Source organism: Sphingomonas sp. BL-S-28, assembly GCF_055521515.1.
Window position 1 is genome coordinate 447,501 of record NZ_CM145484.1, and the last position, 26,378, is coordinate 473,878.

26 protein-coding genes and 2 tRNA genes are annotated in these 26,378 nt (G+C 64.8%); 12 read left to right on the top strand and 16 right to left on the bottom strand.

Going from position 1 to position 26,378, the window contains the following annotated elements:
- Positions 1–290 precede the first annotated feature (290 nt).
- From ACZ1JC_RS10875 to ACZ1JC_RS10905, 7 genes are all read right to left on the bottom strand, one after another.
- On the bottom strand, positions 291–1,073 hold the full coding sequence (locus ACZ1JC_RS10875) for a sulfite exporter TauE/SafE family protein (protein ID WP_465136849.1): 783 nt from the start codon (positions 1,071–1,073) through the stop codon (positions 291–293).
- Between the two features lie 30 nt (positions 1,074–1,103).
- Positions 1,104–3,647, bottom strand: a complete 2,544-nt coding sequence (locus ACZ1JC_RS10880; protein ID WP_465136848.1) for a TonB-dependent receptor — start codon at positions 3,645–3,647, stop codon at positions 1,104–1,106.
- Between the two features lie 140 nt (positions 3,648–3,787).
- Entirely contained in the window at positions 3,788–3,988 is a 201-nt protein-coding gene (locus ACZ1JC_RS10885) for a YezD family protein (protein ID WP_395329831.1), read from the bottom strand.
- 266 nt (positions 3,989–4,254) lie between these two features.
- Positions 4,255–4,698: an RrF2 family transcriptional regulator gene (locus tag ACZ1JC_RS10890; RefSeq protein ID WP_465136847.1), complete on the bottom strand. Its 444-nt coding sequence runs from the start codon at positions 4,696–4,698 to the stop codon at positions 4,255–4,257.
- Between the two features lie 158 nt (positions 4,699–4,856).
- Positions 4,857–5,360: a hypothetical protein gene (locus ACZ1JC_RS10895; protein WP_465136846.1), complete on the bottom strand. Its 504-nt coding sequence runs from the start codon at positions 5,358–5,360 to the stop codon at positions 4,857–4,859.
- Between the two features lie 12 nt (positions 5,361–5,372).
- Positions 5,373–6,179, bottom strand: a complete 807-nt coding sequence (locus ACZ1JC_RS10900; RefSeq protein ID WP_465136845.1) for an SDR family NAD(P)-dependent oxidoreductase — start codon at positions 6,177–6,179, stop codon at positions 5,373–5,375.
- 59 nt (positions 6,180–6,238) lie between these two features.
- Complete coding sequence (locus ACZ1JC_RS10905; RefSeq protein WP_465136844.1) at positions 6,239–7,066, bottom strand: alpha/beta fold hydrolase; 828 nt, start codon at positions 7,064–7,066, stop codon at positions 6,239–6,241.
- Between the two features lie 173 nt (positions 7,067–7,239).
- Here ACZ1JC_RS10905 and ACZ1JC_RS10910 point away from each other — a divergent pair, with 173 nt between their 5' ends.
- Complete coding sequence (locus ACZ1JC_RS10910; protein WP_465136843.1) at positions 7,240–8,226, top strand: GlxA family transcriptional regulator; 987 nt, start codon at positions 7,240–7,242, stop codon at positions 8,224–8,226.
- Between the two features lie 86 nt (positions 8,227–8,312).
- Here the strand turns inward: ACZ1JC_RS10910 and ACZ1JC_RS10915 are convergent.
- Positions 8,313–8,389: transfer RNA gene (locus ACZ1JC_RS10915), tRNA-Arg, on the bottom strand.
- 136 nt (positions 8,390–8,525) lie between these two features.
- Between ACZ1JC_RS10915 and ACZ1JC_RS10920 the strand changes: the two genes are divergently transcribed.
- The 8 genes from ACZ1JC_RS10920 to ACZ1JC_RS10955 all read left to right on the top strand — a co-directional run bounded on the left by ACZ1JC_RS10920 (position 8,526) and on the right by ACZ1JC_RS10955 (position 16,013).
- A complete protein-coding gene (locus tag ACZ1JC_RS10920) occupies positions 8,526–9,047 on the top strand; it encodes a hypothetical protein (RefSeq protein WP_465136842.1) in 522 nt (173 codons plus the stop codon).
- Between the two features lie 29 nt (positions 9,048–9,076).
- Positions 9,077–9,562: an MmcB family DNA repair protein gene (locus ACZ1JC_RS10925; RefSeq protein WP_465136841.1), complete on the top strand. Its 486-nt coding sequence runs from the start codon at positions 9,077–9,079 to the stop codon at positions 9,560–9,562.
- Between the two features lie 293 nt (positions 9,563–9,855).
- The gene (locus ACZ1JC_RS10930; protein ID WP_465136840.1) at positions 9,856–11,403 is read left to right on the top strand and encodes a DEAD/DEAH box helicase; all 1,548 of its coding nucleotides are present in this window, start codon (positions 9,856–9,858) and stop codon (positions 11,401–11,403) included.
- A 69-nt stretch (positions 11,404–11,472) separates the two neighbouring features.
- A complete protein-coding gene (locus ACZ1JC_RS10935; protein WP_465136839.1) occupies positions 11,473–12,717 on the top strand; it encodes a murein hydrolase activator EnvC family protein in 1,245 nt (414 codons plus the stop codon).
- Between the two features lie 138 nt (positions 12,718–12,855).
- A complete protein-coding gene (locus ACZ1JC_RS10940) occupies positions 12,856–14,241 on the top strand; it encodes a S41 family peptidase (protein WP_465136838.1) in 1,386 nt (461 codons plus the stop codon).
- An 11-nt stretch (positions 14,242–14,252) separates the two neighbouring features.
- Positions 14,253–14,762 carry a disulfide bond formation protein B gene (locus ACZ1JC_RS10945; protein WP_465136837.1) on the top strand — a complete coding sequence of 170 codons (510 nt, stop codon included), beginning with the start codon at positions 14,253–14,255 and terminating at the stop codon, positions 14,760–14,762.
- Positions 14,759–15,274 carry a demethoxyubiquinone hydroxylase family protein gene (locus ACZ1JC_RS10950; RefSeq protein ID WP_465136836.1) on the top strand — a complete coding sequence of 172 codons (516 nt, stop codon included), beginning with the start codon at positions 14,759–14,761 and terminating at the stop codon, positions 15,272–15,274. The genes ACZ1JC_RS10945 and ACZ1JC_RS10950 overlap by 4 nt, the downstream gene beginning before the upstream one ends.
- Positions 15,275–15,401: 127 nt before the next feature.
- Positions 15,402–16,013: a hypothetical protein gene (locus ACZ1JC_RS10955; RefSeq protein ID WP_465136835.1), complete on the top strand. Its 612-nt coding sequence runs from the start codon at positions 15,402–15,404 to the stop codon at positions 16,011–16,013.
- A gap of 91 nt (positions 16,014–16,104) precedes the next feature.
- Here ACZ1JC_RS10955 and fabI read toward each other — a convergent pair whose 3' ends face one another.
- The 8 genes from fabI to ACZ1JC_RS10995 form a co-directional block, all read right to left on the bottom strand.
- Positions 16,105–16,908, bottom strand: a complete 804-nt coding sequence (fabI, locus tag ACZ1JC_RS10960; RefSeq protein WP_465136834.1) for an enoyl-ACP reductase FabI — start codon at positions 16,906–16,908, stop codon at positions 16,105–16,107.
- Positions 16,905–17,894, bottom strand: a complete 990-nt coding sequence (locus ACZ1JC_RS10965) for a YihY/virulence factor BrkB family protein (RefSeq protein WP_465136833.1) — start codon at positions 17,892–17,894, stop codon at positions 16,905–16,907. The genes fabI and ACZ1JC_RS10965 overlap by 4 nt, the downstream gene beginning before the upstream one ends.
- 99 nt (positions 17,895–17,993) lie before the next feature.
- Complete coding sequence (locus tag ACZ1JC_RS10970) at positions 17,994–18,926, bottom strand: bifunctional riboflavin kinase/FAD synthetase (protein WP_465136832.1); 933 nt, start codon at positions 18,924–18,926, stop codon at positions 17,994–17,996.
- Between the two features lie 12 nt (positions 18,927–18,938).
- Positions 18,939–19,424, bottom strand: a complete 486-nt coding sequence (locus tag ACZ1JC_RS10975) for a dihydrofolate reductase (RefSeq protein ID WP_465136831.1) — start codon at positions 19,422–19,424, stop codon at positions 18,939–18,941.
- 8 nt (positions 19,425–19,432) lie between these two features.
- Entirely contained in the window at positions 19,433–20,497 is a 1,065-nt protein-coding gene (locus ACZ1JC_RS10980; RefSeq protein ID WP_465136830.1) for a 5-(carboxyamino)imidazole ribonucleotide synthase, read from the bottom strand.
- A gap of 19 nt (positions 20,498–20,516) precedes the next feature.
- Positions 20,517–21,002 carry a 5-(carboxyamino)imidazole ribonucleotide mutase gene (gene purE, locus ACZ1JC_RS10985; RefSeq protein ID WP_465136829.1) on the bottom strand — a complete coding sequence of 162 codons (486 nt, stop codon included), beginning with the start codon at positions 21,000–21,002 and terminating at the stop codon, positions 20,517–20,519.
- Between the two features lies 1 nt (position 21,003).
- Positions 21,004–21,690, bottom strand: coding sequence for a 2,3-diphosphoglycerate-dependent phosphoglycerate mutase (gene gpmA / locus ACZ1JC_RS10990; protein WP_465136828.1), 687 nt, complete (start codon positions 21,688–21,690; stop codon positions 21,004–21,006).
- A 77-nt stretch (positions 21,691–21,767) separates the two neighbouring features.
- A complete protein-coding gene (locus ACZ1JC_RS10995) occupies positions 21,768–22,091 on the bottom strand; it encodes a hypothetical protein (RefSeq protein ID WP_465136827.1) in 324 nt (107 codons plus the stop codon).
- Between the two features lie 70 nt (positions 22,092–22,161).
- Between ACZ1JC_RS10995 and ACZ1JC_RS11000 the strand changes: the two genes are divergently transcribed.
- From ACZ1JC_RS11000 to ACZ1JC_RS11010, 3 genes are all read left to right on the top strand, one after another.
- A tRNA-Thr gene (locus ACZ1JC_RS11000) sits at positions 22,162–22,236 on the top strand.
- A 187-nt stretch (positions 22,237–22,423) separates the two neighbouring features.
- Positions 22,424–25,234, top strand: a complete 2,811-nt coding sequence (locus ACZ1JC_RS11005; RefSeq protein ID WP_465136826.1) for a TonB-dependent receptor — start codon at positions 22,424–22,426, stop codon at positions 25,232–25,234.
- Entirely contained in the window at positions 25,234–26,349 is a 1,116-nt protein-coding gene (locus ACZ1JC_RS11010) for a phytase (protein ID WP_465136825.1), read from the top strand. Before ACZ1JC_RS11005 ends, ACZ1JC_RS11010 begins: the two co-directional genes overlap by 1 nt.
- Positions 26,350–26,378: the final 29 nt, after the last annotated feature.

Consider the following 26,378-nt stretch of genomic DNA (forward strand, 5'->3'; position numbering starts at 1 on the left):
TCCCGCCGACGAAAAACCCGGACAACTAGCCTTCCTCGATTTCTATCTCGAGGAGCATGTTGCCCGTCTATGTTGGCGACCTCAGCGGCGGAGAACCGTGTGTTCCGCTGCGGTGAGAGGCCCTCTAAGACCCACCTCTGATTCGGTCAACACACCTTTTTCAAAAAAACGTCTTTTTTCTAAATTTTGGCAGATTTCCGAGGGTTTCAGGGCATGCTCGCTTTGGGTCGGATTCCGCCCTCGGCGAATCGGCTCGCCGAGAGGGACGGTTTTCTGCGCTTTCACCCGATTCACATGCCTGGAACGAGATGCCAGGCCTTCACGATGCTGAACATGCTGGTGGCGATCAGCACCAACGACACTGCGAACAGCAACACGCGTGGTGCCACGCGCTTGGCAAGGTAGGCTCCGAATGGAGCCGCGATCACGCCGCCGACGATCATGCCCACCGTCGCGACGCTGAATGCCGCAACTCCCAATGTGGCGATGAACGAGATCGAGATCGACAGCGACAGCAGGAACTCAGCCGTGTTGACTGTGCCGATCACCTTCACGGGGTCTCCGCCCTGCACCAGCAGGTTCGAGGTGACGACCGGCCCCCAGCCGCCACCACCGGCGGCATCGAGGAAGCCGCCCACAGTTGCCAGCGGGCGAGTCATGCGCGGATCCTCGAAGCGCGGCCGTCTCATGCGGATCGCCTTCACCAGCAGATAGAAGCCGATCCCGGTGAGGTAGAGCATGATGTAGGGTCGAGCGACCGAGCCATCGATGTTCGACAGCACGTAAGCGCCGAGAACGCCGCCCGCCACGCCGAAGGGGACCAGTCGCTTGAACAGGCCCCAATCGACGTTGCGGTGGAGGATGTGACTCGCGCCCGATGCGCCGGTCGTGAAGATTTCGACGAGGTGCGTGCTCGCAGATGCCGCCGCCGGCGCCATCCCGAGCACGCTGACCAACATCGTCTGGGAAATCACCCCGAAGGCCATGCCCAGGGCACCATCGATGACTTGCGCGGCAAATCCGACGATGACGAAAGGCAGGAAATCGTCGAGGCCGATTCCGAGATCGAACATGAGGTTGTCCTCCCTGTTCCGTGAATGGGATCAGAAGTTGTAACGGATCGTGCCACCCCAGGTGCGCGGGTCACCCGGAAGGCCGGCGATCAGGCCGGTGTTGCCCGGGCCGACGAACAGCTGATCCATGTAGTTCTGATCGAAGGCATTACGTACCCAGCCATAGATATCGAAGCCGCTCTCCGTCCGGAAGCCCAGGCGGAAGTTCGACAGGCTGTAGCCGTCGATCCAGGTATAAGCCGAAGGCGAAGGGTTGGACGAGAAGTTCGAGCGATAGCTGCCGTCGTAGCCGAAGTAGACCTCACCCTCCTGCTTCAGCAGGGTGACCGGGGTATTCGCCTCGAAGCCGAACGAGAACGTCCACTTCGACACGCCCGGCAGGCGCTGGCCGGAGATATCGCAGTTGGCCGGGCTCAGCGCACCCGGCGTTCCAGCGGCGCCGGGGACCTGGGTGCCGGTGACGACCGTGCCGCCCGAGAGTTCCGGCGGACACGGCGCATCGGTGAACTTGCGGTAGGTCGCGTCGGTATAGGCGCCGTTGACGTAAGCGTTGAAGCGTTCGCTCGGGCGGACCGAGAAGTCCCACTCCACGCCTTGCGAGCGCACTTCCTGCGCATTGGCGAGGTAGCCACGCAGCACGCCGTACTGGCCGTTGGTGACGTTAGCCTGATAGTTGCCGATGTCGGAACGGAAGATCGACAGGTTGAAGGTCGCGCGGCGATCCCAGAACTGGGTCTTGATGCCCGCCTCGTAGTTGTGGACCGATTCCGGCTTCACCGTCTGCGCCGCAAGGATCGGGTTGTTCTGCGCATCGACCGGCACGCCGTTCTGGTTGATGCCGCCCGACTTGAAACTCTTTGCATACGTCGCATAGACGAGAATGTCCGGCGTGACCTTGTAGCTGACGTTGAAGTCGTAGCTGAAGTTCCAGTCGCTGAACTCAGGCGAGATTTCCTGCGGCGTATAGATCGCCAGCTGCGCAGTCTGGGTTGCCGTGTAGGACGCCTGCCCCAGCAGCAGTTCGTTACCCTGCCCGTCGAACACGCGGCGCTGGTAGTAGCCGTCCTTCTTGTCGTAGTTCAGGCGCACGCCCGGTTGCACGGTCAGTTCCGGCGTGATGTGCCAGCTGAGCTGCCCGAACAGCGCGGCGCTGGTGTTCTTCAGATATTGCGTATTGTAGGCGACCAGTCCGTTGAGCACTGCAGGGTTGCAGGCCAGCTGGTTCGCCGCGCTGGGGCCGCAGCCCGAAGATCCCGGCGGGACTTGCGCGACGGTGCCCGGATTGATGTTCCAGCGGCTGGCCGCCGCGCCCTGCGATTCGGTGCCCTGCGTATCGATCCGCTGGTAGAAGCCGAAGGCGCCGACCACGAAATCGAAGTGTTTGCCGCTGTAGTTGTAGCGCAGTTCCTGCGTGTACTGGTCCTGCTGCGACGGGTTCTGCGACAGCGCGACGATCGGCAGGCCGGTAAAGTCGCGGTCGTTCGACGGGTTCCAGTCCCAGAAGCGCCAGGCCGAGATTGAGGTCAGCGTGCCCGGGCCCACATCCCACTTCACGCGCACCGAGGCGCCACCGATCTTGTTCTTCGCCTTGAGCGGCGTGTCGAGGTCGGTCAGGCGATCGTAGGGGTTGGTGCTGGGCGGCGCATAGCCAAGCGCGGCAGCGAGCGCCGGATACTGGCGGTTGGCGGCGCGCTGGGTGGGGCCGTAACCGACATAGACCGAGCCGCAGCAATTGGCGTCCTGCGTGGAATAGTCACCGGCAAAAGTGATCGCCAGATCCTCCGTGGGCTTCCACAGCACCTGCCCGCGCAGGCCGATATTGTCCTGACTCTGGATCCACTGGTTGGTGGTCACGTTGTAGATGGTGCCACGCCGATCGGTGGTGGAAGCCGCGATGCGGACCGCCACATTATCCGTGAGCGGGCCCGAAACGGCGACTTTGGCCTGCTTGAAGTTGTAATTGCCGACCGACACCTCGGCCTTGCCTTCGAAATCGAAGGTTGGCTGATTGGTGGTGATGTTGATCGCGCCGGCCGTGGTGTTCTTGCCGTAGAGCGTACCCTGCGGGCCGCGCAGCACTTCGATCTGGGCAACGTCGAGGAAGTCGAACGTGGCCGAGGCGACACGCGAGTTGTAGACGTCGTCGATATAGATGCCGACGCCCTGCTCGATACCGTCGTTGGTGAGGCCGAACGGCACGCCGAGGCCGCGGATGTTCACGGCGGTGTTGCGCGGGTTCGACGAATAGAACTGCAGCGTGGGCGTCAGCTGCTGAAGCCGGCCGACGTTGAAGGCCCCCGTGGAATCAAGGTGTTCGCCGCCCACGACCGAGATCGCCAGCGGCACTTCCTGGCTCGATTCCTGACGGCGGCGCGCAGTGACGAGAATCTCGCCGCCGCGGTCATGGGCGCCGGTGCCGACCGAGGTGGGCGATTCCTGTTCGGCGTCGGCCGTGGCAGCAACGGGTGCCGGCGCTTCTTCCGCGAGGGCCGGCGTTGCAGCCAGCAGCAGCGTGAACGAAAGGCAGGCGAGCGGAAGCGGAGCCGGAAGCGGCCCGCGGATGTGTCTTCTCATGAAGTCCCCCTTGAATATGTCGCGGTGCGAATGGTCGCTATTCGAGGGCCTCACATCCGGTGGTCCGGTCTGCTTGGCGGCAGTCGGTTATGGGCAATCGGTTATTGGTTTTGGTCAGAATCCGGTGTCGATGCGCGCGCTTAGGAAGCGAAGCGCTTTCGTTCGGTGATGTCGAGCTGGACCAGCTTTCCATCGTGGACTGTCATCTGGATGACGCCGTAGCGCATCCTGTCGAGAGCATCGGCGACGACCTGAAGCGGGGCCGCCTTGGAGTTCGAGCCCTCGGAGTCCCTGGAAAGGTGAAGTCCCGATCGCTGGGTATCCGTTGACGGTTGAGCCATTGCGAATCTTCCTCCGAGTGCGGCGCTTTGCACCGCCTGAGGTACTGATATTCTCAACCTAAAAAGTTGACAATACCCCTATCCGAAAGTTTCTCGCATTCGCGGCAAAACAAAATCTATTTACGCTGAAGCGATGGCTTGGCGTCCGATACGATCCAAAAGGGGTAGAGGTGGGCAAAGAAGCCGGCGGCCCACGCGTTGAAATCCAACGAAAACTGCTGAAATCTGCCAAAAAACGGTGACCGCGAATGGCCGCCGAAGCGCGGTCAGGCGGCTTCGTCTTCTGCCTGCGCGGGAACCGGATCGATCCGGTCTGACAGGCGGATGCCGTCCAACAGATCGGCAGTGCGATCACGCACTTCCAACATCAGGGCCCGGGTGCGGCAATCGCCTTCTTCCAGGCAATTCTTGCACTTCTCGTGTGCGAAGCGGCTGGCGCAGGGCACTAGCGCCAGCGATCCGCGCATGATGCGGATCAGGTCGCCATAGGTGATGTCGACCGGGGCCACCGCCAGCCAATATCCGCCATCCTTGCCGCGCTGGGAGTCAACGATGCCGAAGCGTGTCAGCTCGGACAGGATCGTGGTCAGGAACTTGGCGGGGATGTTCTGGGCTTCCGCGATCTGCGCCAGTTGGATGGGACCTTGCCCGTAGTGATCGGCAAGGTGCTGCATGGCGCGGATGGCATAGCGGGTTTTCTGCGAAAGCACGCGACTGTCATGCCTCAACGCGTGAGCCCCTTGCAAGCGGGCGAAAGGGACGATTCGCACTTTGTCAGCCATTGCGGTTGGGAATTCGGTGGAAACATTTTGCCCGCGCGGATCAGGCGATCCTCGCGGGCAAAATTGCAATGGATTGTGGTTGCGATTCAGATGCGGCGGGCGGCGCGGAAAGACAGGGTTCCCACCGCGATCATCGCCGCCAATGTCAGCACTTGCGCGACCAGGAACGGCGGCTCGGTGCCCGAAGGGGCCAGTGCATGCAGCGGCGGGATCTTCAGGAAAGCCTGCGTCACGAAAGCCAGCAGGTTGAGGTAAAGCGCTATGCTGGCCGCCACCGCATACGTCGCGGCCGCCCTGCCCCGCAGCTTGCGCCCGTAATAGGCGGCGAAGGCCACTGCCAGCACCGGGGTGGAGACGACGCCGGTGATGAAGGCCGGCGTCGCTCCATGAAAGGGAAACAGGAAGCCGGTCAGCGTCGTCGCCGCCGTGGTGATCAGGAACAGGCCGGAGAGCCCGGCGATGCTGTAGCGTCCGGCAGCGAAGGCCAGCATGACCACGATCCCGCTCGCAATCGCCACCAGGCTGATCGCGACGTGGAGCGCAGTGAACTGCGCGAGCGTGAGGCCTAATATAGTGGTGGAAGGGATCATGGCACGCTCTCCTCAGTTGGCCATGACCGCGCCGTAACGCGCAGCGGGCTTGGCAAGCGACAGGTTGGGGCGCAGCGCGGTGCGCGCGGCGATATAGGCTTCATACTGCGCCATGTCGGGCAAGGCGGGGATCGTCACGGTCTCGCCCATATCCAGCCCGGTCAATGCGGCATCGACCATGTCGTCCGCCTCCATGACCATGTGCGCGGGCAGCGCGGCCATCTTCTCCTCGGTCCAGATCGCGGTGCGGGTGATCCCCGGCAGCACCGCCTGCACGCGCACGCCCTTGGGCCCGAGTTCGGCAGCCAGCGCCTCGCTGAAGGCGAGGACATAGGCCTTGGTTGCGGGATAGACCGCCGTGAACGCCTCCGGCATCAGCGCGGTGACCGAAGTAACGTTGATGATCGTCCCGATTTCGCCGTGTCCTGGGCCCCGCTCCGCCAGCCGCGGCGCGATCGCCGAGGACAGCCGGGTGACGGCGCGGATATTGAGGTCGATCATGCCCGACAGGTAATCGGCATCGGCCTCCAGGATCGTGCCTTCGTTGGCGATGCCGGCATTGTTGACGAGGCCGACGATCGCCGCGTCATCGCGCAGCCGTTGTTCCACGTGCAACAGGTCTTCCGCCTTGGCGAGATCGGCGCCGATCACTTCGACCGAGACGCCGGTTTCAGCCTCCAGCCGGGCGGCCAGATCGGCGAGCTTGTCCTTGCGGCGGGCAACCAGGATCAGGTCGTGCCCACGGCGGGCGAGGCGATCGGCATAGAGCGCACCGATACCGTCGGACGCGCCGGTGACGAGGTAAGTCTTGGCGTTCATCACATTACTCCTTTTCGAAAGGAGCCCGGCGATCATCACTGCCGCCGGGCGTCCGGGGTTCAGTTGCGGATGAAGTCGAGAAGATCGGCGTTGAAACGGTCGGCCTCGGTCTGGGTAAGTCCGTGGCTGCTGCCCTCGTATACCTTGAGAACGGCCTGCTTGACGATCTTCACCGTTTCCAGCGCGGCGGCACCGATCGGCACGATCTGGTCGTCGTCACCATGGAGCACCAGCGTCGGCACATCGAACTTCGCCAGATCGGCGTGGAAGTCGCTTTCGGAGAAGGCCCGGATCGAATCGAGCTGGCCCTTCAGGCCGCCCATCATCCCCTGCCGCCAGAACTCGCGCCGCACGCCTTCGGAGACCGTCGCCCCATCGCGGTTATAGCCGTAGAAGGGAAGCGTGAGATCGTAGAAGAACTGGCTGCGATCCTGATACGTCCCCTTACGGATCGCATCGAAGGCGGAAATCGGCAGGCCGCCGGGATTGGCCTCGGTCTTCAGCATCAACGGCGGCACCGCACCGATCAGCGCCACCTTGGCGACGCGCGCCGTGCCGTGGCGGCCGATGTAGCGGGTGACTTCGCCGCCACCGGTCGAGTGGCCGACCAGAATGACGTCGCGCAAGTCCAGCGTCTCGATCAGCTCGGCCAGATCGTCGGCATACTGATCCATGGTGTTGTCGTTCCAGACCTGGTCCGAACGGCCATGGCTGCGGCGGTCGTGGGCGATGGTGCGAAAGCCCCGATCGGCGAAGAACGCCATCTGCACGTCCCAGGCATCCGCAGACAGCGGCCAGCCGTGCGAGAAGACGATGGGCTGGGCGTCCTTGTTACCCCAGTCCTTGAAGAAGATGCGGGTTCCGTCCCTGGTGGTGATCGTGCTCATCGTCTGCGTCCTGCTTCCCTGAAGAGCGCCCTTTGCGCGCCCTCCTTGCCTTGGATGAAACAAGAGATACGCTCCCCGCCCGAGGCCCAGGATTGTCGCAAACGACATTGAGCAGGCCGATTCCGACATTCGGCTGGGACGGAGTGCGTGTGACGATGAATCCGGCAACTGCAATGCAGTCAGTTTCAGGTGGGCGCGAAGTGGGTCTGATGCTTTACCGGGGCTGCCAGATGGCCATGGTCCACGGCATTACCGACCTGTTCGCCATCGCCTCGCACTTCTCGACCCGAAACGGCGGCCCGGCCCTGCGCGTCAGCCACTGGGAACGGGGTGAGGACGGCGTGTTCCGCCGCTGCCACGACACCGCTCCCGATGAACCGGGTGAGCCATCCGTGCTGATCGTCCCCGGCCGCCTCACCGGCCCCGCCGACCGCGACGAGGCCGCACCCTACGCCCGCTGGCTGCTGGACCGCCACGCGCGCGGCACCACCCTCGCCTCGACCTGCGGCGGCGCCTTTATCCTTGCCGCCACCGGGCTGCTGGATGGACGCCCGGCGACCACGCACTGGCTTTTCGCCCGCGAATTGCAGGAACGCTTTCCCGAAGTGCTGGTCGATGCCGACCGCATCGTGATCGAGGATGGCGACCTGATCACCGCCGGCGGGTTGATGGCCTGGACCGACCTTGGCCTTCGGCTCGTCGACCGCCTGCTGGGCCCCACCGTCACGATCGAGACGGCCAAGTTCCTGCTGATCGATCCCGCCGGGCGCGAACAGCGCCACTATTCCAGCTTCGCCCCCCGCCTTACCCACGGCGACGAGGCGATCCTGAAAGTCCAGCACTGGCTGCAATCGCGCGCCAGCCGGGCGACCAGCCTTGCGGAGATGTCGCAGCAGGCCGGGCTGGAAGAACGCACGCTGCAACGCCGCTTCAAGAGCGCCACCGGCATGAAGCCGATCGAATACGTGCAGCACCTGAGAATCGGCAAGGCGCGGGAACTGCTGGAATTCACCCGCCGTCCGATCGACCAGATCGCCTGGACCGTGGGTTACGAGGATGCCACCGCATTCCGCCGCACCTTCCACCGCATCCTGGGCCTGACGCCGGGAGACTACCGCGCGCGCTTCCACAGCGGCGCGGATCTGGCCGTGGCCGCGTGAATAGCCGATGATTGGGGAGAAATGGCGCACCTGTTCGAACACAGTTCGAACGGATCTTGAATGAGGGGAGCCATTTCCGGAGGAAATGGCGCACCCGACAGGATTCGAACCTGTGGCCTCTGCCTTCGGAGGGCAGCGCTCTATCCAGCTGAGCTACGGGTGCAGTGCCGGGGCGACTAGCAGAGCATCGCCGGCGTTGCCAGAGACAAATGTGGCTATCGCCCGACAGTCCACGGGAAAATATGCGCCGGATGCCGAGTTAGTAAATTCGCAATAGGCTTTCGGCTATCGAATCGGACATGGACGCGACGGGTTTCACCTCGGACGAAAGCTGGGCGGAGGCTGGGGCCGCCCCTAGCGATTATGACGCCGGCGATTATGATGCGCGTGACTATGGCGCCGATAACTATGGCACCCCCGATTATGTCGCTTCCTGGCCGCAACCCGCTGAGGAGCCTGCCCCTGCAGCACTGGGCGCCATCGCCATGAAATGGGCAGCACTCCACCAGGCAGGGCAAGTCGTCGCCGCCATCGCCGGGGCCGATGACCAAAGCCCCAGCCTTGAAGCACGCGCTTTCCCGGCCATCATGCGCGAAGCGGGCGGATGGCGGTGCAAGCTGGCCGAACAGGGCATCGACGATCTGACCGCAATCATGGAGCCCGGTCTCTGCGCCCTGCTCTCCGCGCTCGATCGCGGGGCCGATCCGCGTGCCGCCGCGCGTTCGCTGTGGGAGGAATTCGTCGCCGCGCGCGATGCCATGGTCGCGCTTGCGCCGCCCGACGCCCTGAACCTGATGATACCGCCACGCCAATCGACTTGAAAGTTCTTGCTATGTTCCTATGATGGGGCATGGCCGACGTCGATTCCCCCCTTTCGCCGATTACCGCAGCCGACGTAACGCGCGGTGTCGGGCGCCTGTTCGCCCGCAACGATATCTGGTGCCTGACGGAAATGCCCCTGCGCTGCGGCCGGCGGGCGGACCTGATGGGCGTGGACGCCAAGGGCCATGTCATCATCGTCGAGATCAAGGTGAGCCGCGCCGATCTGCTGGGTGACGGCAAGTGGACGGACTATCTGGATTATTGCGACCGGTACTACTGGGCCCTGCCCCCCTCGCTGGACCGCGCACCGCTGGAAACCGAACTGTTCCTGCCCGAACGCTGCGGCGTGATCGTGGCCGACGGCTACGATGCCGAGATTCTGCGGCCCGCCCCGCTCCACCAACTGGCCGCCGCGCGCCGCAAGGTGGAGACGGAGCGCCTTGCCCGCGCGGCGCTGCGCCGGCTGGTGACGCTGGGCGATCCGCAAACCCTGCAATGGGGTGCAGAGGGGTAACGCCGGGATTGCGACGGCTCGCCCGCGGTGCCTTCCGATTCCCCCGACACGTAATTTTCTTGCGTTTTCCCCAGCCACACCCTAAATGCACGCCAAGCAACCGGCGCGTGGGGTCCATTTTCCCGCCGCAATCCGAGAGCAGCGTGAGGTTTCCGGCGTCAACGCCTGAACCGGCCCGGACGAGCGGTTGCCCCTGAACCAGCTTCCTTCTTCACGCAGGGTCGCCCGAAACGACACCTAGCTCCGCGCGCCTTTTCCTATCCGCGCGCCCGGGCTGCTTGTGAAAGTGACTTATGTCCTATTTCTCCGAACTTGGTCTGGCCGAGCCGATTCTCCGTGCGCTCTCCGCCAAGGGCTACACCGATCCCTCGCCGATTCAGCGTCAGGCCATTCCGGCACTGCTGGAAGGTCGCGACATTCTGGGCATTGCCCAGACCGGCACCGGCAAGACCGCCGCATTCTCGCTGCCTTCGCTGCACCGCCTCGCCAACGATCCCAAGCCGCGCCAGAACGCCGGCTGCCGCATGCTGGTGCTGTCGCCGACGCGCGAACTGGCTGCGCAGATCGCCGAGAACATGCGCGGCTATGCCAAGTTCCTCAATCTCTCCGTCCAGTGCGTGTTCGGCGGGGTGCCCGCCGGCAAGCAGGCCCGTGCTCTTGAGCGTGGCACCGACATCCTGGTCGCCACGCCCGGCCGCCTGCTCGACCTGATCGACAGCCGCGCGCTGACGCTGCGCCATGTCGAGATCTTCGTGCTCGACGAGGCCGACCAGATGATGGACCTGGGCTTCATCCAGCCGCTGAAGCGCGTGGCCGCGCTGCTGCCCAAGACGCGCCAGAGCCTGTTCTTCTCGGCCACGATGCCGCAGGCGATCGCCGAGCTGGGCAAGCAGTTCATCAACAACCCGGTCAAGGTCGAAGTCGCTCCGCAGTCGACCACGGCCGAGCGTGTCGAACAGTACGCCACCTTCATCAACCAGGCTGAAAAGCAGGCGCTGCTGACGCTCAGCCTGCGCGCCGGTCTGGCCGAAGACGCTGCCGAGAAGGCAGAACATGGCGCCATCGACCGCGCGCTGGTGTTCACCCGCACCAAGCACGGTGCAGACCGTGTCGTCCGCCACCTCGTCGCCGCCGGCATCCCCGCCGCCGCGATTCACGGCAACAAGAGCCAGGCCCAGCGCACCGCCGCGCTGGGCGGGTTCCGCCAGGGCACCATCCGCATCCTGGTGGCGACCGACATCGCCGCGCGCGGCATTGACGTGAGCGGCGTCAGCCACGTGTACAACTTCGAAATCCCGAACGTGGCCGAGCAGTACGTCCACCGCATCGGCCGCACCGCGCGCGCCGGCGCGGACGGCGTGGCGATCAGCTACGTCGCGCCGGACGAGAAGCCCTACATCCGCGATATCGAGAAGCTGACCCGCGTAAAGCTGGCCGCGCTCGGCCTGCCGGAAGATTTCCAAAAGCAGGCTTCGCGCCTTCCCGCGCCTTCGCGCAGCGCCCCGGCCGCACCGCAGGGCAACGGCCGCAATAGCGGTCAGGGCAAGCGCGGCGGCAATGGCGGCGGCAACCGCAGCCAGCAGCCGCGCGGCGAGCGTCGTGACGGCGATAGTCGCCGCGATGGTCAGCGCCATGATGGGCAGCGTAACGACGGTCACCGTAACGACGGTCACCGTAACGATGGGCGCCGCGACGACCGCCGTCGTGACGATCGTCCGCGTCAGGACGCGCCGCGTGGTGATCGTGGTGGCGAGGAGCAGGGTGAGCGCAAGCGCAGCTTCCGTCCGCGCGGCGCCAAGGGCGTGGGCGCGCACAAGGGCGCCGTCCGCCGCACCGGCTAAAAATAATGCCGGAGCATTCCTCCGGTTTCCCTCTTTGCGCGGGACTCGCAGTGCTTTAGGCACGCCTTCGTGAGCCCGCGCAACCGCACGATCCTGATTGCCTCTGCCGCCCTGGCGGCAGGGGCAATCGTGCTTTCGGGCCCCGGTATCGGCCAGATCGGCGCGCTGGCCGTGCTCGATCCCGCCGCCGACGCCGCACAGGCCCAGCAGGACATGATCGCCGCGCGGCGCGAGGGCGAGATGACCCGCCTTCGCGCGGAAGCGCTGGAGAAAAAGGCCCGCGACGTCAGCGAACAGACGGAAAAGACCGCGCGCGAAGCCGCCGCCGTCGCTGCGCGCATCCAGGAGACCGAAGCCGGCATCGCCGCGCAGCAGGCCAGATTGCGCCTGATCGCCTCGCAGCGCACGGCGCTGCGCCAGCGGCTGGCGGTGCGACAGGCCCCGCTCGCGCGGCTGACCGGTTCGCTGCAGTTGCTGAGCCGGCGCCCGCCGATTCTGGCCATGTTGCGGCCCGGTTCGGTGCAGGATGCGGTCTATCTGCGCGCGCTGCTCGATACCATGCTGCCGCAAGTCCAGCGGCGCACTGCCGGACTGCGGGCGGAAATCGAACGCGGCCGGGCGCTGGAAACGCAGGCGCTGGCCGCCCGCGCCGATCTGACCGCGACCGAAAACCAGATGCGCGAACGGCGTAGCCAGCTCGCCGTGCTGGAAACCCGCCAGCGGCTGGCCAGCCGCCAGGCCACTGGCATTGCCGCCCGCGAGGCGGAACACGCGCTGGCGCTGGCCGAAACCGCGCGAGACCTTGGCGATCTGGTGGACGAGATGGGCCGGCAAGGTGCGCTGCGCGATCAGCTTTCCGCCCTGCCCGGGCCGATAATGCGGCCCGACCGGCCCGAGGATGCCCGTATTATCGAGGCGTCCCGGTTCGATGCCCCGCCCGAGGGGCTTTCCAGTTACATGCTGCCGGTAACCGGCCGCGTCGTCACCGGCTTTGGCGAAGTGCTGCCGGGCCAGTCACCATCGCGCGGGCTGTCGCTGGCGACGCGTGCCCATGCCCAGATCGTCGCTCCCGCGCCGGGACGGGTAGCCTATGCCGGTTCCTACAGCGGCTTCGGCCGCATTGTGATCATCGAGCACGACGGCGGCTGGACCTCGCTGGTGACCGGGCTTTCGCTGCTGGACGTTGCGGTGGGCGACACTATCGTCGCCGGATCGCCGCTGGGCGAAACCGGCCCCGGCGATCCGCGCGTGCAGGTGGAGCTTCGCCATGCCGGCGTCCCCGTCAATCCGCTGCAATATGTCCGCTCGCTGTAAGCATGACGCGCTGGCAATTGCCGTCCCGCCCCGGTACTATGCGCTGGTGATTGGCCTTCGCAGCATGATGGTCAAAAATACCCCCGGTGCCGCTAGTGCCCGGGGCCGAACGCGATACACGAGAGGCGACCCAGCCCGATGAAGTTTGGCTCTACCAAGTTCGTTTCGATTATCCGCGCGACTCTGCTGGTTTCCGCCGTCGCCGTACTGCCCGCCGCGACCTCCGGCCTGGCCGCCGTCGACAGCGATGCCGGGCGCGAATTCCAGAAGCTTTTCACCATCTACCAGCTGGTCAAGGCCAACTACGTCGATCCGGTCGATGACAATAAGCTGCTGAAGGGCGCGATCGACGGCATGCTGGCCAGCCTGGACCCGCATTCCAACTATCTCGACGGCCCCGCCAAGCAGCGGCTGGAAACGATGATCGACGGCAATTACACCGGCCTTGGCCTTTCCGTGGTGGAAGACGACGGCGCCGTGAAGGTCGTTTCGCCGTTCAAGGGCAGCCCCGCCGAAAAGGCCGGGATCAAGGCGGGCGACTACATCACCCATCTGGACGGCGTGCTCTATTATGAGCGCGACCTGGACGAGGCGGTGGACAAGATGCGCGGGCCGGCCGGCACCTCCATCCGCCTGACGATCTTCCGCCAGGGCCGCGACCAGCCGTTCGACGTCACCGTCACGCGCGGCGTGATCGAGCTGGAACCGGTGACTTGGGAACTGAAGGACGACGTCGGCGTCATCTCGGTCAACGAATTCTCGCGCGATGTCGGCAACTTCGTGAACAAGGGCATTGCCGACCTGAAGCTGCAGGCCGCCAAGAAGGGCACCAAGCTGGACGGGCTGGTGCTGGACCTGCGTTCGAATCCGGGCGGTTCGCTGGATGAGGCCGTGGCCCTGTCCGACCTGTTCGTCGATCACGGCACGATCGTTTCGCAGCGCGGCCGCATCGCCAGCGAAAACCAGTATTACCGCGCCGAAACCGTGTTCAAGGGCGATGTCGTCAAGGGCATGCCGCTGGTCGTGCTGGTCGACGCCGGTTCCGCATCGGCCTCCGAAATCGTCGCCGGCGCGCTGCAGGATCTGCACCGCGCCGTGATCATGGGCGATCGCACTTTCGGCAAGGGCTCGGTCCAGTCGTACATCCCGCTCGACAAGGAGAGCGCGATCAAGATCACGACGGCGCGCTACTTCACGCCCTCCGGCCATTCGGTGCAGGAAGGCGGCATCGTGCCCGATATCAAGGTGCCGCAGCTGTCCGATCCCGATGCCCGCGCCCGCTCCGAGCGCGCCGTGCGCGAATCCGACTTGCGCAGCCACCTGATCAACGAGGCGGCGCTGGACGACAAGGAACTGGAAAAGGACAAGGCCGACGATCCGCGCTTCAAGGTCAGCGCGGAGGATCTGAAGAAGCGGGGCGTCACCGACTTCCAGCTCAGCTACGCGATCGACACGCTGCGCCGCACCGCCGGCAAGCCCGCGCTCGCCACGGCCGCCACGCCGGCCGTACCGGGCAAGAACTGAAGGCTTCCGCAATGACCGTCCCCGTTGCCGCATCCTTGCGCGCCGCCCGCCTGCTTGCGCTGGCTATTCCCGTGATCGCATTGGGCGGCGCCTATATCAGCCAGTACGGCTTTGGCCTGCACCCTTGCGAAATGTGCTGGTGGCAGCGGTATGGCCAGATGTTCGCGCTGCCGTTTGCGGCGCTGGCCTTCTTCTGGCGCCCGGTGCGCCCGCTGGTGGCAGTGGCGGCGCTGGGCATCCTCAGTTCCGGGCTGATCGGCGGCTATCACGCCGGCGTGGAATACGGCTGGTGGGAAGGCTTTACCGCCTGCACCGCCAGCCCCTTTGCCGCCGGCACCGATCCGATGGCGGCGATCATGGCCGCGCCGCTGATCCGCTGCGACGTCGCCCCCTGGACGCTGGGCGGCGTATCGCTGGCGGGCTTCAACTTCCTGCTTTCCACCTTGGGCGCGCTGGCGATCTTCGGCCTGATCGGCCGCAGCAATCCTTCCGCTTCCACCATCAAGGGCCTGACGTCATGACATCCTCCAGGGCCGAGCGCATGATCCGGGTCGATCAGGCCGGCGAATATGGCGCCGTGCAGATCTATGCCGGGCAAATGGCGGTCATGGGCGCCCGCGCGCCGCTCTCCACCGAGATCGCCGGCATGGCCGAGCAGGAGGCCGAGCATAAGGCCCGGTTCGACCGGATGATCGCCGAACGGGGCGTGCGCCCCACCCTGCTCCAGCCGGTCTGGTCGGTGGCCGGTTATGCGCTGGGCGCCGCCACAGCGCTGATCGGGCCGGAAGCGGCGATGGCCTGCACCGCGGCGATCGAGACCGAGATCGACCGCCACTACACCGAACAGCTTGAGGAACTGGGCAACGACGATCCCGAACTGGGCGACGTGATCCGCCAGTTCCGCGACGAGGAACGCGAACACCGGGATGCCGCGCTGGCCGCCGGGGCCGAACGTGCACCGGCCTATCCGCTGCTGTTCAACGCCATCCGCATGGGCTGCCGCGTGGCTATCAAGCTTTCGGAAAGAATCTGAATTTCAGGCGTTATATTGATCCGACCGGCCGTTTGCCTTGTGGCCAGGGGCTGTGCTTAAGCTACCATTCAAGCGGTGCGCGCCCTATCATCCGCCGTGCGACGTATTATCGACTGGAGCAATTCCGATGACGCCCCTCAAGACCACTGCTGCTGCGATCGCCATTATGGGCTTAGGTCTCACCGGGGGCCTGACCGGGTGGGCGCCGTCCGCCGCCGCACAGGAAGATCAGCCCGCTTCCAGCGGGGGTGAAAAGGTCAACCAGCTGATCATCTACGGTGACGATCCCTGCCCCCAATCCTCGGACGCAGAGATCACCGTGTGCGCGCGCAAGGCCGAATCGGAGCGCTATCGCATCCCCGAGCCCCTGCGCGGCATCGATTCGCCCACCTCGCAGGCATGGAACAACAAGGTCCAGGCCTATGAGACGGTTGGCGCTTTCGGCAATCTCAGTTGTTCGCCCGTGGGCCCCGGCGGCGCATCGGGCTGCACCCAGAAGCTGATCAACCAGGCCTATTCGGAACGCGCCAACGGTTCGGAAGTCCGCTTCGGCGAACTGATCGCTGCCGAGCGTGAGAAGCGCCTGTCGACGATCGACGCCGATGCCGCCGCACAGCAGAAGCGTGTGGAAGAGGCGGAAAAGGCCTACTTCGAACAACAGAAGCGTCAGGCTGCAGAGCAGGATGCGGCCGAAAACGCTGCCGGAAAGACCGACGCGCCGCTGCCGCAGCCAAAGTAAGCACCCAACAAGCAGGGTACCAAGACACAAAAAAGGGCCGGAGGATCGTTCCTCCGGCCCTTTTTGCATAGCTGGGCTTTCTTCGCGCGATTTAGCTCAGCGCGATATCCGGCGCGTCTTCCTGCTTCATGCCGACGAGGTGATAGCCCGAATCGACATGATGGACTTCGCCGGTAACGCCCGAAGACAGGTCCGAGAGGAAATAGAGGCCCGAACCGCCGACATCCTCGATCGTGGTGTTGCGGCGCAGCGGCGAGTTCAGCTCGTTCCACTTCAGGATATAGCGGAAATCGCCGATGCCGCTGGCAGCCAGCGTCTTGATCGGGCCGGCCGAAATCGCGTTCACGCGGATGTTCTGCGGGCCAAGATCGTTGGCGAGATACTTCACCGAGGTTTCGAGAGCGGCCTTGGCAACGCCCATGACATTGTAGTGCGGCACGACCTTTTCGGCGCCGTAGTACGTCAGCGTCAGGATCGATCCGCCCTCACGCATCATCGGTTCCGCCCGCTTGGCGACGGCGACCAGGCTGTAGGCCGAGATGTTCATCGTCATCAGGAAGTTGTCGAGGCTGGTATCGACATATTTGCCGCGCAGCTCGTTCTTGTCCGAAAAGCCGATGGCGTGGACGACGAAGTCGATGGTTTCCCAGCGCGCCTTCAGCGTTTCGAACGCCCCGTCCAGCGCCGCCATATCGGAAACGTCGCAATCGATGAGGAAATCGCTGCCCAGGCTTTCCGCCAGCGGCTTCACGCGCTTGGCCAGCGCTTCGCCCTGATAGGAGAAGGCCAGTTCCGCGCCGTGTTCGTGCAGCTTCTTCGCGATGCCCCAGGCCAGGGACTTGTCATTGGCAAGGCCCATGATCAGGCCACGTTTACCCTGCATCAGACCGGTCATTCTCGTTCTTCCTGTGCTTCGTTGTTCTCGGCGGCCCTGTTCAGGATTCCGCCGTTGCCGCCTTTTCGCCCCGCGAGCATCTCCTGCTCCTCGGGACTGACGGTAAGGGCCGCATTGAGTTCGGCGCCCGCAACCATCCCTAGTCCGACAAACCAGAAAAAGAAAAGCGCGATCATCACTCCGGCAAGGCTTCCGTAAGTCAGATCGTAAGCGATGAAATTGCGCAACACTCTGGGCAGGGCCAAAGCGGTGGCGAGCCACCACGTCGTCACCAATACAGCCCCCGGCCATTTGGGGAAGCCCTTCCCTTGGTATCGGGAGGGCGTGAGCATGTAAAACAGCGTATAAAGTGAACCGAACAGCGTTCCCGCCGTCACCACCCGCGACATCGCCAGCTGATAATTGAACCGGCCGAGGCGGGGGAACAGTTCCAGCAGAACGTCCACGATCAGCGAGAGGAACACTTGCGAGGACAGCGAAAGCAGCATCAGCAACACCGCGCCGAAGATCAGCCCGCCCGATACCAGCCGGTTGCGCCAGAACGCGCGTCTCTTCGTGATGCCATAGGAGCGATAGAGAATGTCGCGGATGGTTTCCACCAGACTGGTCGCGGTCCACACGCCCAGCAGCCCGCCGATCCAGAGCAGCCAGCCATGGCGCGCCCGCACCGCGTCGTGCGCGACCGGGGCCAGTTCCTCCTGCACCCGCAGCGGCAGGGCCTGAAGCAGCGCATTGATCGACTGATCGAGCTGCCCCTGCTCACCCACTGCCGAATAGATCGCGGCCACTGCAATGCAGAATGGAAACAGCGCCACGATCGTCATGTAGGCCAGATTGCCGGCGTGGATGAAGCCGTCTTCCCAGGTTCCTTCGATCACCCGGCGGACAATCACGAACGGCCGCGCGGTCAGGTTGGGACGCGGAATACGCGGCCCACGCCCTTCGCGCCAGAGCAAGGCTGCCCGCCGTCGCGCCTCAGGCGTCATCGGGGGCGTCGTCGGAGGCTCGACTTGCACCGAGCCGACATAGGCATTCCAGCCGGGTTATTCAAATCCGGTAAGGATTTGCTGGACCGCTGCCCAATCTTACACGAGGTTGGCGAGCAGTTCCCGAGCGCGATCGCAGTCGAGCGCCATCTGCGCCTTGAGGGCATCGATGGAATCGAACTTCGCCTCGCCGCGCAGATAGTGGTGGAAGGCCACTTCGATTTCCTGGTCGTAGAGATCGCCGGAAAAATCGAAGAAATGCGGCTCCAGCAGCTCCTTGGGCGGATCGAACGTCGGGCGAATGCCCATGTTCGCCGCGCCGATCACCGTGCGGCCGCCGGGCAGATGGCCGGTAATCGCATAGATGCCGTAACGCGGGCGCAAGTAGTGCGCCATGTCGAGATTGGCGGTGGGGAAGCCGATCACCCGGCCGCGCTTGTCACCATGCTGGACATGGCCGCGAATGGCGAAAGGCCGCGTCAGCAAACGCGCGGCGGTTTCGCAATCGCCGGCCTGCAGCGCCTCGCGGATACGGCTGGAACTGACCGGCAGGCCATTATCCAACACCGCGCCCACCGCGCGCGATTCGATGCCGAACCGGCCGCCCACCTCCTTGAGCACGCAAGGGTTGCCGCTGCGCGCCTTGCCGAAAGTGAAATCGTCGCCGGTGACGACCCCGGCCACGCCCAGTTGCCCGGCCAGAATCTGCTCGATCCACTGATCGGCATGCATGCCGGCCATCGCGCCATCGAAATGGAACACCAACATGGCATCCGCGCCGGCTTCGCCGAACAGTTCCTGCCGCTGATCCAGCGTGGTCAGGCGGAACGGCTGCGCGTTGGGCTGGAAATGGCGGACGGGATGCGGATCGAACGTGGCGACGATCGCCTTGCGCCCTTCGGCGCGGGCCCAGCGGATCGCCTCGCCGACAACAGCCTGATGGCCGAGGTGGAATCCGTCGAAATTGCCCAGCGCCAGCACGGCGCCGCGCATGTCTTCGGGAAAGGGCTCACGGTTGTCGAGGCGAATCATGTCGGTTCGGGCCTATAGGTCGCGCACGAGCGTCACGAAAGCATAGGCGGGGCGTTCGCCGTCCGCCGCATGCTCTTCGCGGGCAGTCTCGTACCATTCGCTGCCGGGCCGGGGCATGAAAGTATCACCTTCATAGTCCCCATGAATCTCGGTCAGTTCGATGCGGGTCGCAATGCCTCCGAAGAGGCCGTAGATTTCCGCCCCGCCGATCACCGCGATCTCACCTTGACCGGCAAGATCCAGCGCTTCGTCCACCCTGTGAGCGACTTCGGCGCCTTCGGCCTGCCATGCTTCATCGCGGGTCAGCACGATGTGGCGGCGGCCGGGCAGCGGCGCGGGGAAACTGTCGAACGTCTTGCGGCCCATGATCATGGGCCTTCCCATCGTCAACGCCTTGAACCGCTTGAGGTCGGCCGGCAGGCGCCAGGGCAAGGCCCCGTCGCGCCCGATCGTGCCGTTTTCGGCGCGTGCGTAGATAAGGAAGATATCCTGCGCCAAGTCGCCGGTCAGTCCTGCCCGAAAGAGAGGCGCGTCACGTGCCCCATCTTGCGACCGGGGCGAGCCGCGGCCTTGCCGTAAAGGTGGAGGTGATTGGCCGGATCGGCAAGGATCGTCGACCAGTCATGCGCCTGATCGCCGATCAGGTTGCGCATTTCCACCGCATCGGCGGCGAGTTCCGTGCTGCCAAGCGGCAGCCCGCAGATCGCGCGCACGTGATTTTCGAACTGCGAGGTGACGGCGCCCTCGATCGTCCAGTGCCCCGAATTGTGCACGCGCGGCGCCATCTCGTTGAACACGGGGCCATTGTCGGTCGCAAAGAATTCCAGCGTGAGCACGCCGACGTAATCGAGCGCCTCGGCCACTTTCGCCGCCAGCGCGCGCGCGGCGGGAACCTGTTCGAGAATCGCGGACGACGCCGGGACGGTGCTGAGCGACAGGATACCGCTTTCGTGCACGTTCTCGGCCGAATCGAAATAGCGGATGTCGCCATCGATGCCGCGGCACAGAATCACCGAGAATTCGGCGAAGAAGGTGACGAAACCTTCGTAGATCAGCGCCTGCGCCGGAAGGTCGAGCCCTTCGGCATCTTCCGGCTTCATGATCCGCCACTGGCCCTTGCCGTCATAGCCGTCGCGCCGGGTCTTGAGGATGCCGGGCGTGCCGATCTCGGCAATCGCGGCGGCCAGATCCTCGGCCGTATCGACCGGGAAGAACGGCGCGGGGGTGCCGCCCAGTTCGGTGACGAAGCGCTTCTCGTTCAGCCGGTCCTGCGCGGTTTCCAGCGCGCGGGCGTGGGCCAGCAGCGGCACATCGCCCAGCGCCGCCAGCGGGGCGACGGGCACGTTCTCGAACTCGTAAGTGACGACGGCGCAGTCGGCGGCGAACTTCGCCATCGCCTCGGCATCGTCCCAGGCGGCGCAGGTGAACGCGGCGCTGACTTCGGCGGCGATCGAATCGGCCTCCGGCGCGTAGATGTGGCAGCGATAGCCAAGCTGCGCTGCCGCCATCGCGATCATCCGGCCAAGCTGGCCTCCACCAAGAATGCCGATGGTTTCGCCGGGGGGAATCATGACGCCGTTACTCGATATATCAGGAAGGACGGACTGCCACGCTTTCGGTCTGCGCGGCACGGAAAGCCTTGAGCCGCTGCGCCAGCGCCTCATCGGTGGTGGCCAGGATCGCGGCGGCCAGCAGGCCGGCATTGGCCGCGCCCGCTTCGCCGATAGCCAGCGTGCCGACCGGGATGCCGGCCGGCATCTGCACGATCGAGAGCAGGCTGTCCTGCCCCGAAAGCGCCTTGGACTGCACCGGCACGCCCAGCACCGGCAGATGCGTCAGCGCGGCGACCATGCCCGGCAGATGCGCAGCGCCGCCGGCGCCGGCGATCACCACCTTGAAGCCTTCGTCCGCTGCGCCCTTGGCGAAGTCCACCATACGCTCGGGCGTGCGGTGGGCGGAGACGATGCGGGCGTCGTAGGCGACGCCCAGCTTGTCCAGCATCTCGGCGGCCTTGCCCATGGTCGGCCAGTCGGACTGGCTGCCCATGATGATGGCGACCGGGACAGGTGCGGTCATCTCAGCGCTCCGAGAGATAGTAGCGATCGACCACCGCCAGATCGCCCGACAGTTCGTAGACGATCGGCTGGCCGGTCGGGATTTCCAGACCGGTGATCTCGTCGTCCGAAATGTTCGAAAGGTGCTTCACCAGCGCGCGCAGCGAATTGCCGTGCGCGGACACGAGCACGTCGGCGCCCGCCTTCAGGTGCGGCACGATCGAGCCCTGATAGTAAGGCAGGACGCGCGCGATGGTGTCCTTCAGGCTTTCGGTCTGCGGCACGGCGATCCCGGCGTAACGCGCGTCGGTCGAAAGATCGAACTCGCTGCCCTTCTCCAGCACCGGCGGCGGCGTGTCGAAGCTGCGGCGCCAGATCTTCACCTGATCCTCGCCATGCTTGGCAGCGGTCTCCGCCTTGTTCAGGCCGGTGAGGCCGCCATAGTGACGCTCGTTCAGGCGCCAGTCCTTGGTCTCGGGAATCCACAGCAGGCCGGCAGCTTCCAGCGCCAGATGCAGCGTGCGGATCGCGCGGGTCTGCAGCGAGGTGAAAGCGACGGTGGGCGCAATGCCCTTTTCCTTGAGCAGCGTGCCGGCGGCGCGGGCCTCTTCCTCACCCAGCGGGGTCAGGTCGACATCCCACCAGCCGGTGAAGCGGTTTTCAAGGTTCCATTGGCTCTGGCCGTGGCGGACGAGGATCAGGCGAGGCAAGGCATACTCCCGGGCTCATCGGCGCTCCGGCGGGGAACGCCTCTTGGCAGACTGAACGATATGTCTGGGCGCAGCCCCTAGCTTTCCGGCGTCGATTTGGAAAGAGCGCCCGATTCGATTTCGCCTCCATTCGCAGCGTCTTTTTCACTGGCAGGCGTATCGGCAGTTTCCGATTCGGAAGTCACGCCAGCCGGGTCCTGCATCGCGGCATCGAAAGCGCGTGCCTGCACCTTGCGGCGGCGAAGATTTTCGCGAAGCTTGGCGGCAAGCCTTTCCTCGCGGGATTGCTGGGGCTGCGTCATGGCGAATGCGTCTTTCCGAGGCCGTTCTGTCCCCCGCGGAATGGCCTTCCGAAAAAGAATGCGCAAGCACCGCTTGACAATTGCTTCGGTCACGGACATTAGCGCGCCCCTGCCCCGGGTCGCCGTGGGCAAGCGCTGAAGCGCTGGCTGAAAGGCCTTCGGATCAGGCGCTGCTGTAGCTCAGTGGTAGAGCGCGTCATTGGTAATGACGAGGTCGGGAGTTCAATCCTCCCCAGCAGCACCATTCCCCTCCCCTTACATATTTGGAATGTGTGCCTTGTGAGGCGGATTCGCGCCTGCGGATCGTATACTGTTGCCCGATTGCTGCAGTAGGGCAAAGTCACAAAACTGCCATTCCAGCAGCACAAAACTGTCATCGAACATACCTAGAGGCGGCCCCAATTCCTCGAAGCAACAGGGGTTTGCCTCTAATGACGTCCTCCATGCGCCTCCTTGCGGGGCTGCTCGCCTCTGCCTCATTCGCCACGATCGCCCAGGCAGGCGAAATCTCCGGCAGCGTTCATGACGAAACCGGCGCACGCCCCTTGCAGTCCGCATCGGTGCGCATCGTCGAGCTCAATCGCTCCGTCGAGACCGACCGCGCCGGCCAGTTCATTTTCGGCGACGTGCCCGCCGGTGCCTACACGCTGGAAGCCCGCTACGTCGGTGCGGAAGTCACGACCCATTCGGTGACGGTGCCGGCAACCGGCCGCATCGCGGGGGACTTCAATCTCCCGGCCGTCGGCGGCGGTGACATCCTCGTGGTCGGCCAATCGGCAAACCTGTCGAGCGCGCTGTCGCGCCAGAAGGCGGCAGACGGTGTGGTCTCGGTGCTGACGCGCGACGCGGTGGGCCAGTTCCCCGACCAGAACGTCGCCGAATCGCTGCGCCGCCTGCCCGGCATCAACATCCTGAACGACCAAGGCGAAGGCCGCTTCGTGGCGGTGCGCGGGCTTGACCCGAACCTCAATTCCACCTCGCTCAACGGCGTGCGCCTGCCCGCGCCGGAATCGGACGTGCGCCAGGTCGCGCTCGACGTGGTTTCTTCCGACACCATCGAATCGATCGAAGTGAAGAAGTCCTTCACCCCGGACATGGACGGCGACTTCATCGGCGCCTCGATCGAGATCAAGACCACCAGCGCGTTCGACAGCAAGAAGGACCGCTATTCGGTCAGCGCCGAAGGCAGCTGGAACGACTATTCGGGCAAAGTCACACCGAAGGGCTCGTTCGACTTCTCGCAGCATCTGGGCGACAATTTCGGCATCGCCGGCTCGGTCAGCTACTACAAGCGCAAGTTCGAGACCGACAACGTCGAAGCGTCCGACTGGACGACCGACGAGAACGGCAACGCCTGGGTCCAGAGCCTGGAATACCGCGACTACGACGTGGAGCGCACCCGCATCAACGCCGCGCTCTCGCTCGACTGGCGCGCCTCGGACACGACTTCGGCTTATATCCGCGGCAACTGGGCACAGTTCGACGATCACGAATATCGCCGCCGCACCACGTTCGATTTCAGCGATTTCGAGGATGACGGCCCCAGCTCGGTAAGCGGCGGCACCGCCTCGTTCGATACCGAGGATAACGACCTCACGATCGAGCGTGACCTCAAGGACCGCTTCGAACGCCAGCGCATCCGCTCGGTCGCCATCGGCAGCGACACCGACACCGGCGTGTGGAAGTTCAACTGGCAGGGCAGCTATGCCAAGTCGACCGAGAAGGAGACCTTCTCGCTCGATCCCAATCGCTTCGCCGCCGATTTCGAGGATGGCTCGGGCGTCGTCATCGATGTCGACAATGCGAACACATACTTCCCGGCCTACTCGATCGCCAGCGGCGGCGCTTCGGTGAACGACGCTTCGGCCTACGAATTCGACCGTCTCGAACTGACCACCCTGTCGAACAGCCAGGACGAGGAATGGGCCGCCAAGGCCGACCTCGCCCGCACTTTCGCTGGCGACAATGGCGATTTCACCATTCAGGGCGGCGTCAAGGCGCGCTGGCGCAAGAAGTCCTACGACTTCAACATGAGCCGGTTCGACGGTTATGACGGCGACTACACGCTGGCGGACGTACTGGGCAAGCAGACCTACCGCCTGCTCGACATGGGCCCGGTCGCCAGCAAGACCGGCTCGGCCGACTTCTACCTCGCCAATCAGGACGGTTTCGAATTCAACGAGACCGACAGCCTGATCGACAGTTCCACCAGCGACTATTCGGTGCGTGAGGACATCACTGCCGGCTACCTGCTGGGCCGGTGGGATTCCGCCACCCTGCGCGTGATCGGCGGCGTCCGCGTCGAGCGCACCTACAACAAGATGGAAGGCAACCTCGTCGCCGTCAGCGAAGAGGAAGTGGATGGCGACGACGTGACCATCGTCGACGTCTCGCCGGTCGCCTACCAGCGCCACTACACCAACTGGCTGCCCAGCCTGACCCTGCGCTGGAACCCGCAGAGCAACCTGATCGCGCGCGCTGCCGGCTACAAGACGGTGGTCCGCCCCAAGCTGGCCGATCTCGCGCCGCGCTACAGCATCAACGAAGATGGCGAGGCCGAATTCGGCAACCCCTACCTCAAGCCCTATCAGGCATGGAACTTCGACGCGGGCTTCGACTACTACTTCGCCGGCAATGGCGCGGTGTCGGTCAACGGTTTCTACAAGTCGATCAAGGACTACACCTACAACGCCTTCTCCAGCGATGAGGGCACGTTCAACGGTGTAGACTACACCGAACTGCGCATTCCGGAGAACGGCGATACCGCGACGGTCGTCGGGCTGGAGGCAAGCTACAGCCAGGCATTCACCATGCTGCCCGCTCCGTTCGACGGCCTGCTGACGCAGCTGAATTATACCTATACCTATACCCGCGGCACCGTGTTCGACGACGACGGGGTCGCCCGCCGCATCTCGCTGCCGCAATCGTCGAAGAATACCTTCAACGTGGTGCTGGGTTACGAGAAGGGCCCGATCAGCCTGCGCGCCGCCGGCACCTTCCGCGACAAGTTTCTGGACGAAATCGGCGGCGCGGCCGATGAGGACCGCATCGTCAACCAGCACTTCCAGCTGGACCTTTCGGCCAAGTTCAAGGTCAGCGAAAATGTGCGCCTTTTCGCGGACTGGGTGAACGTGAACAACGCCAAGTTCTACGCCTATCAGAACTACGCGGGCGACAAGCGCCTGCTGCAGTACGAGGAATACGGCCCGACCGTGAAGTTCGGCGCGAAGGTGACCTTCTGATGAAGGCTGCCTTCACGAACATCGCCTATGCCGTGAGGCTGGGCCAGGGAACGGGGTTGGGAGCATTGCTCCCGGCCCTCATGCTATCCGGCTGCGCGACCACCGCCACGGCGCCCGCCCCGCGCCTTCCCGCGATCGATGTACCCGCCGCAGGTGAGACCCAACCCGTCGGCACCGCCAATGCCGATGCCGCCGACGATCCGGCGATCTGGCGCAATGCCGGCAATCCGGCCGCCAGTCTGGTACTCGGCACCGACAAGAAGGCCGGGCTCTATGTCTACGGGCTCGACGGCAAGGTGCGCGACTATGCGGCGGCAGGCGCGCTCAACAACGTGGACTTGCGCGAAGTGCGCCGTGCGGGCGGGACGACCATCCTGGTCGGCGCCAGCGATCGCACCGACCGGGCCGAACCACGCATCGCGCTGTTCACGCTCGACGGCGCCACCGGCAAACTGACCGCGCTGGGCGCGGAGACGTTCCTGCCCGCCGGCCACGCTCCGGCAGAGGCTTATGGCTTCTGCATGGGCGGCGCGCTGGCGCAAGGCGAACTGGCCCGCGCCTATGTCGTGCTGAAGGACGGATCGGTGGCCGAAAGCCGGCTGATCGAACGCGACGGGCGAATCGTGCCCGACTATGTGCGCCTCGTGAAGTTCGCCACGCAGTCAGAAGGGTGCGTGGTCGACGATGCCGGCAAAGTGCTGTTCGTCGCCGAGGAGGACGTGGGCATCTGGAAAGTGCCGCTGGCCGGCGACAAGCTGGTTGCCGAAGCATTCGCCCGCGTGGGTGAGCAGGACGGCCTCGTCGCCGATGTAGAGGGCCTTGCAGTCGCCCGCGAAGATGGCGGCCGCGCCTGGCTGGTCGCGTCGAGTCAGGGCGACAGCGCCTATGCCGTGTTCGACCTCGGCACCGGCAAGCCCGCCGGCCGCTTCCGCATCAATGGCGGCACCATCGGCGGCACCAGCGAAACCGACGGCATCGAGATCGCGCTGGGCGACTTCGGCCCGACCTATCCCGATGGTCTGATGGTCGCACAGGACGGCGATAACGCCCCCCATGCGCAGAACTTCAAGCTGGTCTCCTGGCGCGCGATTCGCACGGCACTGGGGCTCGATTGATCGTGGCCGCCCGCGATCTCCCGCAGGTG

Coding starts and splice junctions, on each gene's coding strand:
- ACZ1JC_RS10910 (WP_465136843.1), top strand. CDS start 7,240: ATGCAGTCAGTTTCAGGTGGGCGCGAAGTGGGTCTGATGCTTTACCGG.
- ACZ1JC_RS10920 (WP_465136842.1), top strand. CDS start 8,526: ATGGACGCGACGGGTTTCACCTCGGACGAAAGCTGGGCGGAGGCTGGG.
- ACZ1JC_RS10995 (WP_465136827.1), bottom strand. CDS start 22,091: ATGTCCGTGACCGAAGCAATTGTCAAGCGGTGCTTGCGCATTCTTTTT.
- ACZ1JC_RS10970 (WP_465136832.1), bottom strand. CDS start 18,926: ATGATTCGCCTCGACAACCGTGAGCCCTTTCCCGAAGACATGCGCGGC.
- ACZ1JC_RS10925 (WP_465136841.1), top strand. CDS start 9,077: ATGGCCGACGTCGATTCCCCCCTTTCGCCGATTACCGCAGCCGACGTA.
- ACZ1JC_RS10880 (WP_465136848.1), bottom strand. CDS start 3,647: ATGAGAAGACACATCCGCGGGCCGCTTCCGGCTCCGCTTCCGCTCGCC.
- ACZ1JC_RS10955 (WP_465136835.1), top strand. CDS start 15,402: ATGACGCCCCTCAAGACCACTGCTGCTGCGATCGCCATTATGGGCTTA.
- ACZ1JC_RS10930 (WP_465136840.1), top strand. CDS start 9,856: ATGTCCTATTTCTCCGAACTTGGTCTGGCCGAGCCGATTCTCCGTGCG.
- ACZ1JC_RS10950 (WP_465136836.1), top strand. CDS start 14,759: ATGACATCCTCCAGGGCCGAGCGCATGATCCGGGTCGATCAGGCCGGC.
- ACZ1JC_RS10900 (WP_465136845.1), bottom strand. CDS start 6,179: ATGAACGCCAAGACTTACCTCGTCACCGGCGCGTCCGACGGTATCGGT.
- ACZ1JC_RS10940 (WP_465136838.1), top strand. CDS start 12,856: ATGAAGTTTGGCTCTACCAAGTTCGTTTCGATTATCCGCGCGACTCTG.
- ACZ1JC_RS11010 (WP_465136825.1), top strand. CDS start 25,234: ATGAAGGCTGCCTTCACGAACATCGCCTATGCCGTGAGGCTGGGCCAG.
- ACZ1JC_RS10965 (WP_465136833.1), bottom strand. CDS start 17,894: ATGACGCCTGAGGCGCGACGGCGGGCAGCCTTGCTCTGGCGCGAAGGG.
- ACZ1JC_RS10895 (WP_465136846.1), bottom strand. CDS start 5,360: ATGATCCCTTCCACCACTATATTAGGCCTCACGCTCGCGCAGTTCACT.
- ACZ1JC_RS11005 (WP_465136826.1), top strand. CDS start 22,424: ATGACGTCCTCCATGCGCCTCCTTGCGGGGCTGCTCGCCTCTGCCTCA.
- purE (WP_465136829.1), bottom strand. CDS start 21,002: ATGACCGCACCTGTCCCGGTCGCCATCATCATGGGCAGCCAGTCCGAC.
- fabI (WP_465136834.1), bottom strand. CDS start 16,908: ATGACCGGTCTGATGCAGGGTAAACGTGGCCTGATCATGGGCCTTGCC.
- ACZ1JC_RS10905 (WP_465136844.1), bottom strand. CDS start 7,066: ATGAGCACGATCACCACCAGGGACGGAACCCGCATCTTCTTCAAGGAC.
- ACZ1JC_RS10980 (WP_465136830.1), bottom strand. CDS start 20,497: ATGATTCCCCCCGGCGAAACCATCGGCATTCTTGGTGGAGGCCAGCTT.
- ACZ1JC_RS10875 (WP_465136849.1), bottom strand. CDS start 1,073: ATGTTCGATCTCGGAATCGGCCTCGACGATTTCCTGCCTTTCGTCATC.
- ACZ1JC_RS10885 (WP_395329831.1), bottom strand. CDS start 3,988: ATGGCTCAACCGTCAACGGATACCCAGCGATCGGGACTTCACCTTTCC.
- ACZ1JC_RS10945 (WP_465136837.1), top strand. CDS start 14,253: ATGACCGTCCCCGTTGCCGCATCCTTGCGCGCCGCCCGCCTGCTTGCG.